Raw genomic sequence first — 16,755 nt, forward strand, 5'->3', positions numbered from 1 at the left:
CCCGCCGGCCGGGCCCGGGGCGCGGACTCACGCCTCGGCGGCCGACACCTCTTCGCCCAACTCCTCGTCCTCCAGCTCCTCCTCGGGCACGAACCCCGGCAGCCACTGCTCCAGTTCGTCGCGCAGCCGGACCGTCGCGCCGAGCTGGCACAGGACCCCTATGGTGCTGAGGGTCACCCGGTGTATGAGGAGATAGGCGGGCGGCAGGTTCAACTGCCGGCCCAACTGATGGGCGGGGGAGCGCGGGTCGGCGATACGGGCGGCCTGGTTGCGCATCCAGCCCCGGGTGAAGGTGAACTCGTCCGCCTCGGCCGGTTCGATGATCGGCAGGAGGTAGTCCAGGACCGCGTCGGGTTCGAGGTCTATCGACTCCTTGACGAAGCCTTCCTCGCAGAGCAGTTCGTAGACCGACTCGGCGTCGCCGTCCAGGGTCATCCGCAGGGAATCACCGATCGGCTGGGGCAGACCGCCGGGAAGCCGGTCCACCGTGCCGAAGTCCAGGACACCCAGGCGCCAGCCGCCGTCCTCGTCCGGCAGGAGACGGAAGTTGCCGGGGTGCGGATCGGCGTGCAGCAGACCGGTGCGGGCGGGGCCCGAGAAGAGGAAGCGGGCCAGCAACTGGCCGGCACGGTCCCGCTGCTCCGGCGTGCCGTCGTTGATCACCTCCGACAGAGGCACCCCGTCGATCCATTCCGTCACGAGGACCTGATCGCACTGGTGGACCACAGCCGGCACCAGCACGTCGGGGTCGCCTGCGAACTCCTCGGCGTGCGTCGCCTGGGCCTGCGCCTCCAAGCCGTAGTCGAGCTCCTCGGAGACCCGGTCGCGCAGCTCCGCGATGAGCGGCTTGATGTCCATTCCGGGGATCAAGGGCCCCAGAAGCCGGGCGAAGCGGCTGAGTTGGGTCAGGTCGGACAGCAGAGCCTCGCCCGCCCCCGGATACTGCACCTTGACGGCGACTTCCCGGCCGTCGTGCCACACCGCCCGGTGCACCTGGCCGATCGAGGCCGCCGCCGACGGCTTGTCCTCGAACTCCACGAACAGGTCGGCCCAGTCGGCGCCGAGCCGCTTCTCCAGCACGGAGTGGACCGTGCGCGTCGGCATGGGAGGCGCCGCGTCCTGGAGTTTCGTCAGCGCCGCCCGATAGGGGCCCGCGATCTCCTCCGGCAGTGCCGACTCGAACACGGACAGTGCCTGCCCGAACTTCATCGCACCGCCCTTCAGCTCCCCGAGGACCTTGAAGAGCTGCTCGGCCGTGCGCTGCTGGAGCTCGCGGCCCACGATCTCCGCCGACTTCCCGCCGATCCGCTTCCCGAGCCCCCAGGTCGCCCGCCCGGCGAAGCCGATGGGCAGAGCGGCCAGTTTGGCAGTCCGGGTGACTGCCTTCCGGGGAAGATCAGACATGCGCCCTCCAGGTCCCAGCAAGCTGTGCCGCGTTCGGCTGTCGCCCCGCCATTCTCTCGTGTGCTTCGCCGTCCTCGGGGGTTCGCTCACCATTTGTTTTCCTCACGGTGCCGCAGGAGCAGGCGGCGTGTGCCGCGACCGGCGTCGCCCGCCACGCGCAGCCGGGCAGTGACGCCTCCCAGCGGGCCCCCGCGCAGCCGGGCGGATCCCCGTCCAGGAAGGCGAGCGCGTGGCTCGCCGCGAGTCCGGCGACCGCGGCGGCCAGGGCGAGATCGCACGCGCCCACCCGCCGCTGCCGCCCGGAGCGCCACTGCGCGACCAGGCGCGGCCAGGTCGGATCCATGTCGGCGCGCCGCCGGTCCAGGCAGCCCGCGCAGCCGGTGTCGCCGGGCAGGACCAGAGGACCCACTACTCCGGTCGCCTCGACGACCCCCGCGTAGAGATGGGGTGTCCCCGAGGCGATCAGACCCTCGGTCTGCGCGGGGTCCGGCGCGTGGACGGCGAGACCGTCCCGGGGAGCGAGGATGACGAGGGACAGTCCGCGCGTCTCCTCCCCCTTCCCTTCCCTGGTGACAGTGCGGGGCGGTCGGTCCGGGGCGGCCCGGCGCACCGCCCGCCGGGCCGCGTCCTCCCGGCGCTCGCCGACGGACTCGACGGGAAGCCCGCCCGGCGCCACGTCCCACGGCTCCACGCGGCCGAGGTCACGCACGTCGACCTCGCCCACGCCGGCGCCCGCGAGCAGCGCGGCCAGTACGACTCCCACCCGGCCGGCGCCCAGCACCCGTACGCGCAGCCGGCGGCGGGCGGCCAGACGCCCGGCGGCGCCGCCGGGCTCGCGGGCGAGGAGGGAGAGGGAGGCGAGGTCCGACCGCAGCCGGTCCATGACCTCCTTCTTCTCGCGCAGCGCGTCCGCGGCCGGGCCGCCTCCGGTCGAGTCGTCCAGGAGACCGGACCCGGCCAGCCGGTCCACCAGGCCGTCCACATGGCCGTCGGGCAGCCCCATCCCACGTGCCTGCTCACGCAACAGCGGCATTCCGCGTGTCCCGTCGAGCAGTTCGAGGAAGCTGCCGGTCGCCGTGTCCATCGGGCCCAGCACCATCGCGTGCGCCGGTGTCATCCCGAACTGCACGGTGTTGAGATCCCGCCAGCCGCGCCGCAGAGCCGGCTTCACGATCGGATGCATGACCTACCCCCGTAGACCTGTAGTACGTCCCCGTATGTCCGCGGCGCACTCCCGCAGCGCGGACCGAGTGCCAGCATGCCCGTGCCCGCCGGACCCCGCCGAAAGTTGTCCACAGATGGCACCGTTCGTCGTACGAATCAATCGGGCAGGGCGCGGATCGGCATCGAACCGTCCCGGGGGCGGGACTTTCGCCATGCGCAGCAGGTAACGTCGGGGCGTGCCCGCCGACCCACCGCACAGCGTCGCGACATCTCAGCGCAGCACGACGAGCCCGCCGCCGAGCGGTTCGGGGGCGAGCGCGATCGAGGTCCGCAGGAGTGCCCGACGGCGCAGAACGGTCTCCGCATACCGCGAGGGCGACCGCACCGTCGTACTCATCCCCGCCCGGATGTCCGAGGCGGAGGAGAAGCGCTGGGTGACCGTCATGCTCGACAAACTGGCGGCCCAGGAGAGCAGGCGTGTGCTCGGCGACAGCGAGCTGGCCGAACGCGCCGAGCGGCTGTCGGCCCACTATTTCGACGGTCGGGCGCGGCCGTCGTCGGTGCGCTGGGTCACCAACCAGAACACCCGCTGGGGCTCCTGCACCCCCGCCGAGGGCAGCATCCGTCTGTCGCACCGGCTGCAGGGCATGCCCGAGTACGTCGTCGACTACGTCCTCCTCCACGAGCTCGCCCATCTGCTGGTGCCCGGCCACGGGCCCCGTTTCTGGCGGCTTCTGGAGGCCTATCCGCGCACCGAGCGTGCCCGCGGCTACCTCGAAGGCGTCGTCGCCGCGGACCGGCTGCCCCACCTCCCGGCGGCACGCGACGAGTAGCGGGGCGAATCGTCCCGCCGGGAGTGCGATTGTGTACCGGGTCTGCACCGGCTTCGTCCACTTCCGGACTTTGCCGTTAGCCTGACGCGACGCACTCGTATTCGGGATGGGGGACGGTCGTTACGCATGGCCAGGGAATTCCAACGCGGCCACAAGGCCAAGATCAGTGACCTCACCGCGGGCACGGATCTGTACGTAGGTGTGCAGATCACCGGCCCCGGACTCACCTTCGACATCAGCTGCTTCGGCCTGGACGCCGACGAGCGGCTGTCGGACGACCGGTACTTCATCTTCTTCAACCAGCCGAAGTCCCCCGAGGAGTCCATTCAGCTCCTCGGCGCGCAGTCGGGTGACACGGAGTCCTTCCGGGTCACCCTCGACCGGATTCCCGCACAGATCCAGAAGCTGTCGTTCACGGCGACGATCGACGGCGCCGGACAGATGTCGCAGATCGCACCCGGATACGTGCGCGTCGTCGCAGGCGGCGAGGAGGTGGCCCGGTACGCGTTCAGCGGTGCCGAGTTCTCCACCGAACGCGCCGTGATGCTGGGCGACTTCTACCTCAAGGACGTCTGGCGCTTCGCGGCGGTGGGACAGGGCTTCGACGGCGGCCTCGACGCGCTGCTGAAGAACTTCGGCGGCGAGGTCGCCGAGGAGGAGCCGGCCGCCGCCCCGCAGTCGCAGCCGCAGCCCGGCGCGGCTCCGTCGTTCGCCCCGCCCACGTTCGGCGCGCCGCCGGCGCCCGCTCCCGCGCCTCCTGCTCCGGCGCCCGCGCAGGGCTTCGCGCCGCCCCCCGGTGGCGCGCCGCACCCTCCCACGCCCGCCCCCGCGCCCTCGATGCACGGCGCGCCGACGATCGTGGCGCCGCTGCACACCCCGCCGGGCGGCACCGTTCCGCCGCCGGGCCCCGCGCCCTACGGGCAGCCGCCCGGTCCGCCGCCCGGCTACGGCCAGCAGCCGCCCGGCCAGACGGCCCAGATGCCCCCCGGCTACGGCCAGCAGGCACCGACCGCTCCTCCCGGATACGGTCAGCAGCCCCCGACGGCGCCCCCCGGCTACGGCCAGCAGCCGCCCTACGGCCAGATCCCGGGCCAGGCACCCGGGCAGTACCCGGGCCAGCCCGGCGCCCCGTCCCCCTACGGCGCACCCCAGGGCGCTCCGCAGGGCGGGGCTGGTGTGACCGCCGCGCTGAGTGCCTTCAAGGAGACGCCCACCGGCCAGCGGTGGACTCCGCAGAACAAGAAGCTCATCCGCGTCGACCTCGGTATCGGCGGCCAGCCCGTACTGGCCCGTCAGGGCAGCATGGTGCTGTACCAGGGCAAGGTCGACTTCAGCTACAAGGGCGCCGGGTTCGCCGGCCGGCTCGTGGGCAACGCCACCGGCCAGGAGATGCAGCTCATGCGCTGCACCGGCCAGGGCCAGGTGTTCTTCGCCGAGAACGCCACCCATGTGCACCCCATCGAGCTCCAGGGAGACGCGATCTGCGTCTCCGCGGAGAACGTCCTCGCCTTCGACGAGTCCCTCCAGTACGAGGTCCGTCGCATCGAGGGGCACGGCATCCCCGGGGGCGCGCTGTTCACGATGCAGTTCCAGGGCACGGGCACCATCGTCGTCAAGACGCACGGCGCGCCCGTCGTCCTGCCGGTGACGCCCACGACATTCGCCGACTGCAACGCCGTCGTCGCCTGGTCCGCCGCCGCGCAGGTCATCGTCTCCAGCCAGGTGAGGATGCGCCGGAACGCCTACGCCGGTGACACGGGCGAGAGCGTGAACCTCCAGTTCCGTGCCGCGCCCGGCAATTTCGTCGTCGTCCAGCCGTACGAGGTCTGAGGGAGCCCGTCATGAACCAGCCACTCGCGGGCTTCGCCCCTGCACCCGTCACCGCGCGCATGGAGAACCACGGCAATCACATGCTGAAGGTCGCCATGCAGACCGGAAACGACCTCCTCGCGCGCGTGGGGTCGATGGTCGCCTACGAAGGGTTCGTCCAGTACGAGCCCAACCCGCCCGCCGTGCGCCAGATCGCCCGTGACTGGATGACCGGCGAGGGCGCGCCCCTCATGAAGTGCTCCGGCGACGGGCTGCTCTACCTCGCCGACTACGGGGCGAACGTCGTCGTCATCAACCTCAACGGTGACGCGATCTCCGTCAACGCGACCAATCTGCTCGCCTTCGACGCCCACCTCACCTGGGGGGTCGAGCGGGTCAAGGGGCTCGCCAAGTTCGCCGGACAGGGTCTGTGGAACACCAAGATCTCCGGCCAGGGCTGGGTGGCGCTGACCTCCCGCGGCAAGCCGATCGTCGTCGACTGCGGCGGCGGTGAGGACGAGACGTACGTCGACCCGGACGCGCTCGTCGCCTGGTCCCCGAACCTCAAGGTGAAGGGCAAGCGCAGCTTCAAGGCACAGTCGCTCATCGGACGCGGCAGCGGCGAGGCGTTCCAGATGGCGTTCTCCGGGCAGGGCATCGTCGTCGTCCAGCCCAGCGAGGACAGCACCGACCGCCTCCGAGTCCGGGGCTGAGGGGGAGCAGGACATCATGCAGAGCCCGCTTTTCGGCTACAACGAGCAGCAGACCCAGGACCGCTACAGCCTGCAGAACTCGCAGATGCTGCGCATCGTCCTGGAGGGTCACGACGACATCCTCGCCCGCAAGGGCACCATGGTCGCGTACCAGGGTCTCGTCGAGTTCGACGCCGAGTACCAGAACAACAGCCAGCACCGCGCGCGTGCGTACACCGGTGAGGGCCTCGACCTGATGCGCTGCCACGGGCAGGGCACGGTCTACCTCGCCAACCTCGGCCAGCACGTGCACATCCTCGACGTCGACCAGGACGGCCTGACCGTCGACAGCAGCTATGTGCTGGCGATGGACTCCGGGCTGCACCACGAGGTCATCGCCGTGGACAGCCAGTACGGCATCTCCGGTTCCGGCAAGTACCAGCTCAACATCACCGGCCGCGGCAAGGTCGCGCTGGTGACCTCCGGAGTGCCGCTGATGATGCAGGTCACCCCGGACAAGTACGTCAACTGCGACGCCGACGCGATCGTCGCGTGGTCGACCGGCCTGAGGGTGCAGATGCAGGCCCAGACGCACTCCTCGGGTGTGTGGCGGCGCCGGGGCAACACCGGTGAGGGCTGGGAGCTCAGTTTCATGGGCAGCGGTTACGCGCTCGTGCAGCCCAGTGAACTGCTGCCGCCGCAGAACGCGGTGATCGGCCAGGGGCTGCGTGCCCAGTACGGCATGGGGCAGCAGGGCGTCCAGGCGCAGAACCAGGGCAACGCCTGGAGCTGACCCTTCCGCCCTGACATCTGGGGCGGACCGTTCCGCCACGACGTCGGGGCGGACCGTTTCGCCCTACGGGCTTCGACGGTTCGGTGAGCAGCGGTAAGGGGCGGTCGCCATTGGCGGTCGCCCCTTACCTGTCACTGGCCTCTCGCACGTCGCCGGCCTTCTTCACCTCGGTGGTCCTCGCGCCGGTCACAGCCGGGCGCGGGTCGCCTCCAGGAGTCGTACGACCGATTCGTCGGCCGCCTCGGCGACCTCGTCGTACGCGAACCACCGCAGGTCGATGGACTCGTCGCTGATCGCCTCGACGGCGTCGGCCGGGGCGAGGGCCGCGTACTGGACGTCCAGGTGCCAGTGGCACGGCGCCGGGATGGCGTGCCGGTCCAGCATCACGGGACCGCCCGGCAGCAGGGTCAGGCCCGTGATGCCCGACTCCTCGGCCGCCTCGCGCAGGGCGGCCTCGGCCAGGGTCGCGTCGCCCGGCTCGCAGTGCCCGCCCATCTGCAGCCACATCCGGAGCTTGCGGTGCAGCGTCAGCAGGACGCGGCCGCGCGACGGATCGATCACCAGGGCGCTCGCCGTGATGTGCCCGGCGTCGCAAGCCTTCCACATCCCGTCCGCATGCTCGGACAGATGGTCCAGATAGACCTGGCGCAGCTCGTCCTGGTCCTCGTGGCTCTTCAGCACGAGGACCGCGTCGTCGTGCAGGCTCACTCGGCGCCGTCGCCCTTGTCGGAGTCCCTGGAGTCCTTGGAGTCCTTGGAGTCGTCGGAGGCGTCAGAGGCGTCGTGCTTCTTCAGGTCCGGCTTCTCGGCGGTGCCGCTCGCGGCCTCGCCGAGCATCTTGTCGAGCTCCGAGAAGTCCATGTGCTCGCGGTGCACGAAGCCGTCCGGGTCGTCCAGGTCGGACGCCGTCGGCAGCATGTCCGGGTGGGCCCACAGGCCGTCCCGGCCGTCCACACCGCGCGCGTCGGTGAGCGAGGCCCACAGGCGCGAGGCGTCGCGGAGCCGGCGGGGGCGCAGCTGGAGACCGATCAGCGTGGCGAACGTCTGCTCGGCGGGACCGCCCGTGGCGCGGCGGCGGCGCAGCGTCTCGCGCAGCGCGTCGGCCGACGAGAGCCGCGGCTTGGCCGCCGAGTGGACGACCGCGTCCACCCATCCCTCGACCAGCGCGAGCGCCGTCTCCAGGCGGGCCAGCGCCGCCTTCTGCTCCGGCGTGTCCTCCGGCTGGAACATGCCCTGCTGGAGCGCCTGCTGCAGTTCCTCGGGGTTCTGCGGGTCGAACTGGCCGACCACGTCCTCCAGCTTCGCGGTGTCGACCTTGATCCCGCGCGCGTATCCCTCGACAGCGCCGAACAGGTGAGAGCGCAGCCACGGCACGTGCGCGAAGAGGCGCTGGTGGGCGGCCTCGCGCAGCGCGAGGTAGAGCCGCACCTCCTCCTGGGGGACGCTCAGGTCCTTGCCGAACGACTCGATGTTCAGCGGCAGCAGCGCGGCCTTGCCGACCGGGCCGAGCGGCAGACCGATGTCGGTCGAGCCGACGACCTCGCCCGCGAGCACACCGACGGCCTGGCCGATCTGCGTACCGAACATGGCGCCGCCCATGGAGCGCATCATGCCGATCAGCGGGCCCGCCATGGCCTGCATCTCCTCGGGCAGCACATCGCCCATGGCCGCGCCGACCCGCTCGGCGACCGGGTCGACGAGTTCCTTCCACACCGGCAGGGTCGCCTCGACCCACTCCGCCCGGCTCCAGGCCAGCGCGGAGGCGGCACCGGACGGCAGGGACGTCGCGTCGTCGAGCCACAGATCGGCCAGCCGGACGGCCTCCTCGACCGCGAGCCGCTCGGACTGTCCGACGCTCGCGTCCTTGGTGCCGTCCGAGGTGCCCTGGGCGACCGTCTGCCGGGCGATCTGCTTGGCCATGTCCCAATTCACCGGGCCGCCCTCGTACGAGAGCATCTGGCCCAGTTGCTGGAACGCGGCGCCCAGGTCGTTGGGGTTCATCGAACCGAACATCGCTGCGAGCGGATTGTCGGCTCCGGGGCCGCCGGCTCCGGGCGGCCCGAAACCGAACGGTCCCTGACCACCGCCGCTCTGCTGGTCCTTCTTCTTGCCCTCGTCGCCGTTGTCCGGCTCCTCCGGCGGAAGGCCGAATCCGAATGGGGTGTCACTCACGGGATTCCTCGGCTGGTAAGGCCGCCGGTTCGTGCCGACGGCGGCTGCCCACAACACCACCCAGCGTAGACACCTGAACCCGATCGGGCCTCGGTGCTTCGCCGACTCGTCGCCTGCGGCAGGATGGATGCCACCTGGTAGGGACGCGTCACACGCGTCCATTACTGAAGACAACCGCTGGAGACGCCCGGTGAGTTCCCCAGATCCTCAGGTTCGCGCAGCGCGAAACCACTCAACCAGCCCAGCTTCGCGCGGCCCCGTCGTCGCGGTCACCGGCGCGGCGGCCGGTGTGGGCGCGCTGCTCACCGAGCGGCTGGCCGCCAGCGAGGAGATCCGGCAGGTCGTCGCCATCGACGAGCGGCGCGGCGACTGCGCCGACGCCCAGTGGCACATCCTGGACGTCCGGGACCCGGCGATCGCCGAGAAGCTGCGCGGAGCGGACGTCGTGGTCCATCTGGCGCTCGACCTCGACCTGGAGACGGACGCGGCGGCCCGGACGGCGTACAACGTCCGCGGGACGCAGACCGTGCTCACCGCCGCCGCGGCGGCCGGGGTCCACCGGGTCGTGCTGTGCACGTCCGCGATGGTCTACGGGGCGCTGCCCGACAACGAGCTGCCCCTGTCCGAGGACGCCGAGCTGCGGGCGACGGCCGAGGCGACGGGCGTCGGCGACCTGCTGGAGATCGAGCGGCTCGCGCGCCGCGCGCCGCGGGCGCACCCCGGGCTGAACGTGACCGTCGTGCGGCCCGCGGTACTCGTCGGCGGCGGCACGGACACCGCCCTGACCAGGTATTTCGAGTCTCCCCGACTGCTCGTGGTGGCGGGGTCGAGGCCCGCCTGGCAGTTCTGTCACGTCGAGGACCTGTGCGCCGCGCTGGAGTACGCCGTCGTCGAGAAGGTCGAGGGCGAGCTGGCCGTCGGGTGCGACGGGTGGCTGGAGCAGGAGGAGGTGGAGGAGCTGAGTGGGATCCGGCGGATGGAACTGCCGTCCGCGGTCGCGCTGGGCGCCGCCGCGCGGCTCCACCGGATCGGGCTCACCCCGTCGCCCGCCGGGGACCTCGCCTACACGATGTACCCCTGGGTGGTGAGCGGGAGCCGCTTGCACGATGCCGGATGGCGGCCGCGCTGGACCAACGAGGAGGTCCTGGCGGAGCTGCTGGAGGAGGTCGCGGGGCGGCACACGGTGGCCGGCCGGCGGCTCGGCCGCAAGGACGCGACCGCGGCGGGCGCGGCGGGCGCGACGGTGGCCCTGCTGGGCGCGGCCGCGGTGGTCCGCCGGGCCCGGAAGGCCCGGCGCAGGTTCTGACACCGGCGCCGCACCACTGCGCCGACGGAGTGAACGGCGCCGGGGCGACGATCCCGGCGGGGGAGTACCGGGCCGGCCGACCGGGCGCCGGGCCGGCCGCCGCCTTGTCGAACCGGGCCGTGCCGCGCTGAACCCACGCCGTGCGCCGCCGCGCTGAACCATGCCGTGCCGTGCGCCGCCGCGCCGCGCCGAACCGGGCCGTGCCGGGCGCCGCCGCGCTGAACCGCGCCGTGCCGTGCCGAACCGTGCCGTGCCGAACCGTGCCGTGCCGCGCCGTGCGCCGCCGCGTTGAACCGGGCCGTGCCGAACCGAGGCCGCGCCGAACCGGGCCGCGCTGTGCGGCCCCGGGCCGCGCCGCGCATCGCCAAGCCTTGGTGTGACCCGAGGCCGGAGCGCAGGCCTCGCCCGTTCCCGCCCGTCCCGCCGTCCCGTACAGCCGTTCCCCGGGCCCGGATGGCCGAAGGCGTACTGGACGAGGCTCCGAGTGGGGCGCGTGCGTGCCGGGGGAAAGGTGTATTCCTCGGGGCCGGCGGGGTGCGGCACGATGGGGGTATGGCACCTACCTATGACCACCCCGGTGAGCGGGCCGCGCAGGACCCGATCCGGCTGCTCGCGATCCGCGACGAACCGCTCTCCCTGGACGAGGTCTTCAAGGCGGTCGGGGACGACGCCGCCGGGGGGACCGCGTTGTTCGTGGGGACCGTGCGGAATCACGACGGGGGCGCCGACGTCGACGAGCTCGGGTACTCGTCCCACCCCACCGCCGAGGCGGAGATGCGCCGCGTGGCGGAGAAGGTGGCCGCCGCCCATCCGGTGCGGGCGTTGGCCGCCGTTCACCGGGTGGGCGACCTGCGTGTCGGGGACCTGGCCGTGATCGTCGCCGTGTCGTGCCCGCACCGGAGCGAGGCCTTCGAGGCCTGCCGCATGCTCATCGACGACCTCAAGCACGAGGTGCCGATCTGGAAGCACCAGAGGTTCTCCGACGGCACCCAGGAATGGGTCGGCGCCTGCTGAGACCGGCCGGATTCTCCGGGCACCCGGCACCCATGGGGCCGGGGTCGACCCGATACCGCCGTCCGGTTGCGTAACCGGGGCCCTGCCGTGAGCGTTGACACTGCGGATGGTTAATCTGCTGATCAGTCAGTTGCGGTCGCTCATGGGGTTGGGAGGTCGACATGGCGGCGCTTGCCTGGTTGCTGATTCCGCTGATGGCCGCGATCGGTGCCGGTCTGTGGGGCAGTTGGGCCGGCCGGAATCGCAAAGCCGCGGGAGACGGTGTCGAGCTCGCCGGATACACGCGCTTCCGTGAGGCCATGGAGCGGACCGGCGTACGGGAGAAGTCCCACTCCGACGCGGTCTGAGGTCCACGGTCCGTACCGCGCGCGCGGAGGCGACACGTCCGGGCGTTCGAGGGATCCGTTCGAGGCACCGGGCCGCGGGCCCCGTCCGTAGGGAGCCCGCCCGGGCGGTCCGGAGCCGTGCGGAACATGGCGCGGCAACGCCCGGAACACGGTATTCGCGCCGTTCGGGCGTGTTTCGGGGCCACCACGTACGGACGGCCCGGACGGTGCGCTTACACCACCGTCCCGTACTGTCGTTCCATGCCACGCCGCACCGCGACGATGCTCGCCTCCACTCTGATCCTGATCGCGCTCCTGTGCGCGGGAGTGTTCATCAAAGTGCCGTACTCGGAGATGTCACCGGGTCCCACGGTGAACACACTGGGTGACCACGACGGCGAGCCGGTGCTGCAGATCTCCGGCCGCAAGACGTACCCGACGACCGGGAACCTGAACATGACCACGGTCCGGGTCACGAGCGCCGACTACAACATGAACCTCGTCGAGGCCGTGTACGGATGGCTGGCGCACGACAGCAAGATCGTGCCGCACGACACGCTCTACCCGGACGGCAAGACCGAGCAGGAGTCGACGCAGGAGAACGCCGAGGAGTTCAGCCAGTCCCAGGAGAGCGCCAAGGTGTCCGCCCTGAAGGAGCTGGGCATCCCCGTGAAGTCCTGGGTGATCGTCTCCACCGTCGTCAAGGACTCTCCGGCCGAGGGACGGCTCCACGCCGGTGACGTCATCAAGGCCGTCGACGGTGCGGCCGTGAAGGCGCCGGACGACGTCGCGAAGCTCGTCACCAAGCACAAGCCGGGCGAGAAGGTCGTGTTCACGATCGTGCCCGCCAAGGAGCAGGCCGCCGCCACGAAGGAGCACACGACGGCGACGGCGACCAAGAATGTGACGATCACCACGGTCAAGTCCGACGACGACGGCACCGACCGTGCCGTCGTCGGGATCTCGGCCGGGACCGACCACACGTTCCCGTTCACGATCGACATCAAGCTCGCCGACGTCGGCGGTCCGAGCGCGGGTCTGATGTTCTCCCTCGGCATCGTGGACAAGCTCACCCCGGGGAACCTCACCGGAGGCAGGTTCGTGGCCGGCACGGGCACCATCGACGACAACGGCAAGGTCGGCCCGATCGGCGGCATCGACATGAAGACGGTCGGCGCCCGCAACAAGGGTGCCCAGTACTTCCTGACGCCCAAGGACAACTGCGCCGAGGCCGCCAAGGACACCCCCGACGGGCTCAGGCTCGTCAAGGTCGACACCATCGACGACGCGATGAAGGCCCTCAAGGACATCGGCGCGGGCCGGACCTCCGACCTGCCCAAGTGCTCCACCAAGGGCTGAGGGACACCGCTCCTCCGTGGCCGGTCAGTCCGCGAACGTCGCCGACAGCGCCTCCGCGAGGCCCGGTACGAGGCCCGCGCCCGTGAGCACCTCGGTCGCCGCGTCCTTCTCGCGCAGCCGCAGTGCCGAGTCGCGGGTGCCGTCGCGCAGGACACCGACCGTCATGCGCACCTCCTGGCGGTCCGGGTGCGCGGCGACCCACTGGGTGAGCTTCTTGCCGCTCAGACCCTCCGGGACCGAACCCTCCGCGGACGGCGGCAGCATCAGCCGCTCGACGGTGAGGGCGCAGCCGACGACGGCGTCGGGCCAGGCGATGGTGCCGAGGAACTCGTCCAGCGGCTTGCCGGCAGGGATCTCCTCCTGCTCGACGGGGGTGAGACCGGTGGTCTCCTGCTCCTGCTCCAGGCCGAGCTGAGCGGCGAGGCCGGGTTCCTGGGACCGCAGCCGTGCGGTGTCTACGAGGGCGAAGAGGCGGGCGGGCTGGTCCCAGCCGAGGCCGGAGGTGTACTCGTCGATCTCGAGTACGGCCCGGGTCAGGGGGCTCGCTGCCATGGGTGTGTTGGACATGGTCACAATCCTGCCTCGTTCGTGACCTGAATCGGGAACCGAGTAAAGCGTGAGTAAGTTGCATAGATGAGGCTCCTCGATCACGGAGCCTTGCTGACGGTCCACCGACATGGGGGCCTGACGGATTCGACAGCGACTTCGAGGTGCGCACCTTGGCTTTCCAGATGCCGGACCGCGGCGGAGGCCCGACGGGGCCGCGGATCAGAGTGGGCCGGCCGTCCCGGCGTGTCCGGACCCTGCTCATGACACTGGGCGTGCTGGCTGTGCTGGCCATGGCCTTCGTCATGTTCGCGGGGTTCTGGACCGACTGGCTGTGGTACCGCTCGGTCCACTATTCGTCGGTCTTCACCACCACACTGTGGACCAAGATCGGGCTCTTCTTCGTCTTCGGTCTGCTGATGGCGGCCGCGGTGGGGTTCAACATCTGGCTGGCGCACAGGCTGCGCCCGCCGCTGAGCGCCATGTCGATGGAGCAGCAGAGCCTCGACCGGTACCGCATGGGCATCGCGCCCTACAAGCGCTGGCTGCTGCTCGCGATCACGTCCCTGGTGGGGCTGATCGCCGGCGCGTCCGCCTCGGGCCAGTGGCGCACGTGGCTGATGTGGGTGAACGGAGTCCCCTTCCACCAGAAGGACCCCCAGTTCCACCTCGACGTCTCGTTCTACGCCTTCGACCTGCCCTGGTACCGCTTCCTGCTCGGTTTCGGCTTCGCCGCCGCCGTGCTCTCGCTGATCGCCGCCGCGCTCACGCACTACCTGTACGGCGGTCTGCGGATCACCAGCCCCGGAGCGCGTGCCACGGCCGCGGCCACCGGACACCTCTCGGTGCTCCTCGGTGTCTTCGTCGCCCTGAAGGCGGTCGCCTACTGGCTCGACCGGTACGGGCTCGCCGTGAAGTCCAGCGACTTCAAGGCGACCGGCAACTGGACGGGTCTGCGATACGTCGACGCGAACGCGTATCTGCCCGCCAAGACGATCCTGTTCTGCATCGCCGTCATCTGCGCGCTGCTCTTCTTCGCGACGCTGTGGCGGCGCACCTGGCAGCTCCCGGTGATCGGCTTCGGCCTCATGGTGCTGTCCGCCGTCCTCATCGGCGGCCTGTACCCCGCGATAGTCCAGAAGTTCCAGGTCGAGCCCAACGAGCAGGCCAAGGAAGCGCCGTACGTCGAGAAGAACCTCAAGGCGACCCGCGACGCGTACGGGATCGCCGGCACCGACGTGCAGGACTACGCCGGGGCGAGCGACACCAAGGACAAGGCCGAACTCCGTGACGACGCCGACACCGTCGCGAGCATCCGCCTGATGGACCCGAACATCGTGTCGCCGACCTTCCAGCAGCTCCAGCAGGTGCGGAACTACTACGCCTTCCCGTCGAACCTGGACGTCGACCGGTACAGCACGGACGGCAAGGAGCAGGACACCGTCCTCGGTCTGCGCGAGCTGAACCTCGCGGGTATCCCGAAGAACAACTGGATCAACGACCACTTCCGTTACACGCACGGATACGGCGTCGTCGCGGCCAAGGGCACCACGGCCGACAGCGAGGGCCGCCCGGTCTTCACCGAGTACAACCTGCCGTCCAAGGGCGACCTCGGCTCGTACGAGCAGCAGGTCTACTACGGCGAGAAGACCACCCAGTACTCGATCGTCGGCGGTCCCCAGAAGGAGATCGACTACTCCGACGACAACGGTGAGAAGACCACCAGCTACAAGGGCAAGAGCGGGGTCAGCCTGGCGAGCCCGGTCAACCGGGCCGCCTACGCGGTGGCGTTCGGCGAGCCGCAGATCCTGTACTCGGGCGCGATCGGCGAGGGTTCGCGGATCCTCTACAACCGCACGCCCAAGGAGCGGGTCGAGGCGGTCGCCCCCTGGCTGACCATCGACGGCGACGCCTACCCGGCGGTCGTCGACGGGAAGATCCAGTGGATCGTCGACGCGTACACCACCACCAACGGCTATCCGTACGCCTCGCGCACCACGCTCGGCGACACCACGGCGGACTCGCTGACGGCGGCCAACGACCAGCGCGCGGTGGTGGCCCAGCAGAACCAGGTCAACTACATCCGCAACTCGGTGAAGGCGACCGTCGACGCGTACACCGGCGCGGTCAAGCTCTACCAGTGGGACACCGAGGACCCGGTCCTGAAGACCTGGATGAAGGCGTTCCCGGACACGGTGAAGTCGAGGGAGTCGATCTCGCCGGAGCTGATGGCCCATCTGCGGTACCCGCAGGACCTGTTCAAGGTCCAGCGCGAACTCCTCACCCGCTACCACGTGAAGGACGCCCAGACGTTCCTGAGCGGCAGCGAGGTGTGGCAGGTCCCGGACGACCCGACCAACAAGTCGGGCAGCGCGGTGCCTCCGTACTACCTGAGCATGAAGCTGCCGGGACAGTCGTCCCAGGCGTTCTCGCTGACGACGACGATGACACCGAACGGCCGGGACAACCTGAGCGCGTTCGTGTCGGTCAACGCCGAGGCGGGGACACCCGGTTACGGCAAGATCAGCGTTCTGAAACTGCCGACCGGCAGAACGGTCGACGGACCCAAGCGGGTACAGAGCCAGTTCAACTCCGAACCGTCCATCGCCGAGTCCATCAGGCTCCTCAGAGGTGGCGACTCGGAAGTCGAGTACGGCAACCTGCTGACCGTGCCGCTCGACGGCGGACTGCTCTACGTGGAACCGGTCTACGTCCGTGGCGGCGACCTCAAGTACCCGCTGCTGCGCAAGGTGTTGGTGACCTACGGAGGCAGCACCGCCTTCGAGAACACCCTGGGCCAGGCGCTCAACAAGGTGTTCGGGGCGGAGAGTTCGACCGCGCCACCGGAAGAGAGCACCACGAAACCGCCCACGTCGAGCAACCCGACGGTCCAGGCCGCGCTCAACGACGCCCAGAAGGCCTTCGACCAGGGCCAGGAAGCCCTCAAGAAGGGCGACTGGAAGGCGTACGGCGAGGCGCAGAAGGACCTCGAGGACGCGCTGAAGCGGGCCGAGGACGCACAGGCCAAGGCGGACAAGACCGCCGGCGGTTCCGGTGCGGACAAGTCGGCCGACAAGAGCACGGACAAGGGCGGCAGTCCCAGCGCCAGCCCCAGTCCGAGCGGCAGCCCGAGCAGTGAGAAGAGCTCGGGAAGCGGCTGATCAGAGGCCGTCCCGCGCCGTGGTACGGTTGAGTCACAACGGCGCGGGGTGGAGCAGCTCGGTAGCTCGCTGGGCTCATAACCCAGAGGTCGCAGGTTCAAATCCTGTCCCCGCTACTCAAGTCGTATGGGGGCGGGGCGCTTAAAGATGAGGGGGGGCGCGGGGGGGGGGCGCCCC

General features: G+C 70.5%; 14 protein-coding genes and 1 tRNA gene. 10 read left to right on the plus strand and 5 right to left on the minus strand.

Features of this window, described 5'->3' with window-relative positions; all coding sequences use genetic code 11:
* Positions 1-27 precede the first annotated feature (27 nt).
* Positions 28-1,404, minus strand: coding sequence for an ABC1 kinase family protein (locus ACFXGX_RS15545; protein WP_384790336.1), 1,377 nt, complete (start codon positions 1,402-1,404; stop codon positions 28-30).
* Positions 1,397-2,587 carry a ThiF family adenylyltransferase gene (locus ACFXGX_RS15550; RefSeq protein WP_384790338.1) on the minus strand — a complete coding sequence of 397 codons (1,191 nt, stop codon included), beginning with the start codon at positions 2,585-2,587 and terminating at the stop codon, positions 1,397-1,399. The genes ACFXGX_RS15545 and ACFXGX_RS15550 overlap by 8 nt, the downstream gene beginning before the upstream one ends.
* Before the next feature lie 217 nt (positions 2,588-2,804).
* On the opposite strand from ACFXGX_RS15550, the gene ACFXGX_RS15555 reads away from it, so the two are divergent.
* The 4 genes from ACFXGX_RS15555 to ACFXGX_RS15570 all read left to right on the plus strand — a co-directional run bounded on the left by ACFXGX_RS15555 (position 2,805) and on the right by ACFXGX_RS15570 (position 6,695).
* The gene (locus ACFXGX_RS15555; protein ID WP_355763887.1) at positions 2,805-3,401 is read left to right on the plus strand and encodes a M48 family metallopeptidase; all 597 of its coding nucleotides are present in this window, start codon (positions 2,805-2,807) and stop codon (positions 3,399-3,401) included.
* A 126-nt stretch (positions 3,402-3,527) separates the two neighbouring features.
* A complete protein-coding gene (locus tag ACFXGX_RS15560; protein ID WP_384790341.1) occupies positions 3,528-5,231 on the plus strand; it encodes a TerD family protein in 1,704 nt (567 codons plus the stop codon).
* 11 nt (positions 5,232-5,242) lie between these two features.
* Positions 5,243-5,923, plus strand: coding sequence for an AIM24 family protein (locus tag ACFXGX_RS15565; RefSeq protein WP_103548048.1), 681 nt, complete (start codon positions 5,243-5,245; stop codon positions 5,921-5,923).
* Positions 5,924-5,939: 16 nt separating this feature from the next.
* Positions 5,940-6,695: an AIM24 family protein gene (locus ACFXGX_RS15570; RefSeq protein WP_384790344.1), complete on the plus strand. Its 756-nt coding sequence runs from the start codon at positions 5,940-5,942 to the stop codon at positions 6,693-6,695.
* Positions 6,696-6,881: 186 nt separating this feature from the next.
* Here ACFXGX_RS15570 and ACFXGX_RS15575 read toward each other — a convergent pair whose 3' ends face one another.
* The gene (locus tag ACFXGX_RS15575; protein WP_384790347.1) at positions 6,882-7,403 is read right to left on the minus strand and encodes an NUDIX hydrolase; all 522 of its coding nucleotides are present in this window, start codon (positions 7,401-7,403) and stop codon (positions 6,882-6,884) included.
* A complete protein-coding gene (locus ACFXGX_RS15580) occupies positions 7,400-8,866 on the minus strand; it encodes a zinc-dependent metalloprotease (protein ID WP_384790350.1) in 1,467 nt (488 codons plus the stop codon). Before ACFXGX_RS15580 ends, ACFXGX_RS15575 begins: the two co-directional genes overlap by 4 nt.
* 190 nt (positions 8,867-9,056) lie before the next feature.
* Between ACFXGX_RS15580 and ACFXGX_RS15585 the strand changes: the two genes are divergently transcribed.
* The 4 genes from ACFXGX_RS15585 to ACFXGX_RS15600 all read left to right on the plus strand — a co-directional run bounded on the left by ACFXGX_RS15585 (position 9,057) and on the right by ACFXGX_RS15600 (position 12,871).
* Complete coding sequence (locus tag ACFXGX_RS15585) at positions 9,057-10,172, plus strand: SDR family oxidoreductase (protein ID WP_384790353.1); 1,116 nt, start codon at positions 9,057-9,059, stop codon at positions 10,170-10,172.
* A 552-nt stretch (positions 10,173-10,724) separates the two neighbouring features.
* Positions 10,725-11,186 carry a molybdenum cofactor biosynthesis protein MoaE gene (locus ACFXGX_RS15590; protein WP_384790356.1) on the plus strand — a complete coding sequence of 154 codons (462 nt, stop codon included), beginning with the start codon at positions 10,725-10,727 and terminating at the stop codon, positions 11,184-11,186.
* 161 nt (positions 11,187-11,347) lie between these two features.
* Positions 11,348-11,533 carry a hypothetical protein gene (locus ACFXGX_RS15595; RefSeq protein WP_384790359.1) on the plus strand — a complete coding sequence of 62 codons (186 nt, stop codon included), beginning with the start codon at positions 11,348-11,350 and terminating at the stop codon, positions 11,531-11,533.
* Between the two features lie 240 nt (positions 11,534-11,773).
* Positions 11,774-12,871: a PDZ domain-containing protein gene (locus ACFXGX_RS15600; protein ID WP_384790362.1), complete on the plus strand. Its 1,098-nt coding sequence runs from the start codon at positions 11,774-11,776 to the stop codon at positions 12,869-12,871.
* 24 nt (positions 12,872-12,895) lie between these two features.
* Here ACFXGX_RS15600 and ACFXGX_RS15605 read toward each other — a convergent pair whose 3' ends face one another.
* A complete protein-coding gene (locus ACFXGX_RS15605) occupies positions 12,896-13,438 on the minus strand; it encodes a PPA1309 family protein (protein ID WP_384790365.1) in 543 nt (180 codons plus the stop codon).
* A 164-nt stretch (positions 13,439-13,602) separates the two neighbouring features.
* Between ACFXGX_RS15605 and ACFXGX_RS15610 the strand changes: the two genes are divergently transcribed.
* Together ACFXGX_RS15610 and ACFXGX_RS15615 are read left to right on the plus strand one after the other, a co-directional pair.
* Complete coding sequence (locus ACFXGX_RS15610; protein ID WP_384790459.1) at positions 13,603-16,578, plus strand: UPF0182 family protein; 2,976 nt, start codon at positions 13,603-13,605, stop codon at positions 16,576-16,578.
* A gap of 42 nt (positions 16,579-16,620) precedes the next feature.
* Positions 16,621-16,694 (plus strand) — tRNA-Met (locus tag ACFXGX_RS15615).
* The last annotated feature ends 61 nt before the right edge of the window (positions 16,695-16,755 follow it).

This window comes from Streptomyces sp. NPDC059371 (assembly GCF_042751995.1).
In the GTDB taxonomy this organism is placed as follows: Bacteria; Actinomycetota; Actinomycetes; order Streptomycetales; family Streptomycetaceae; genus Streptomyces.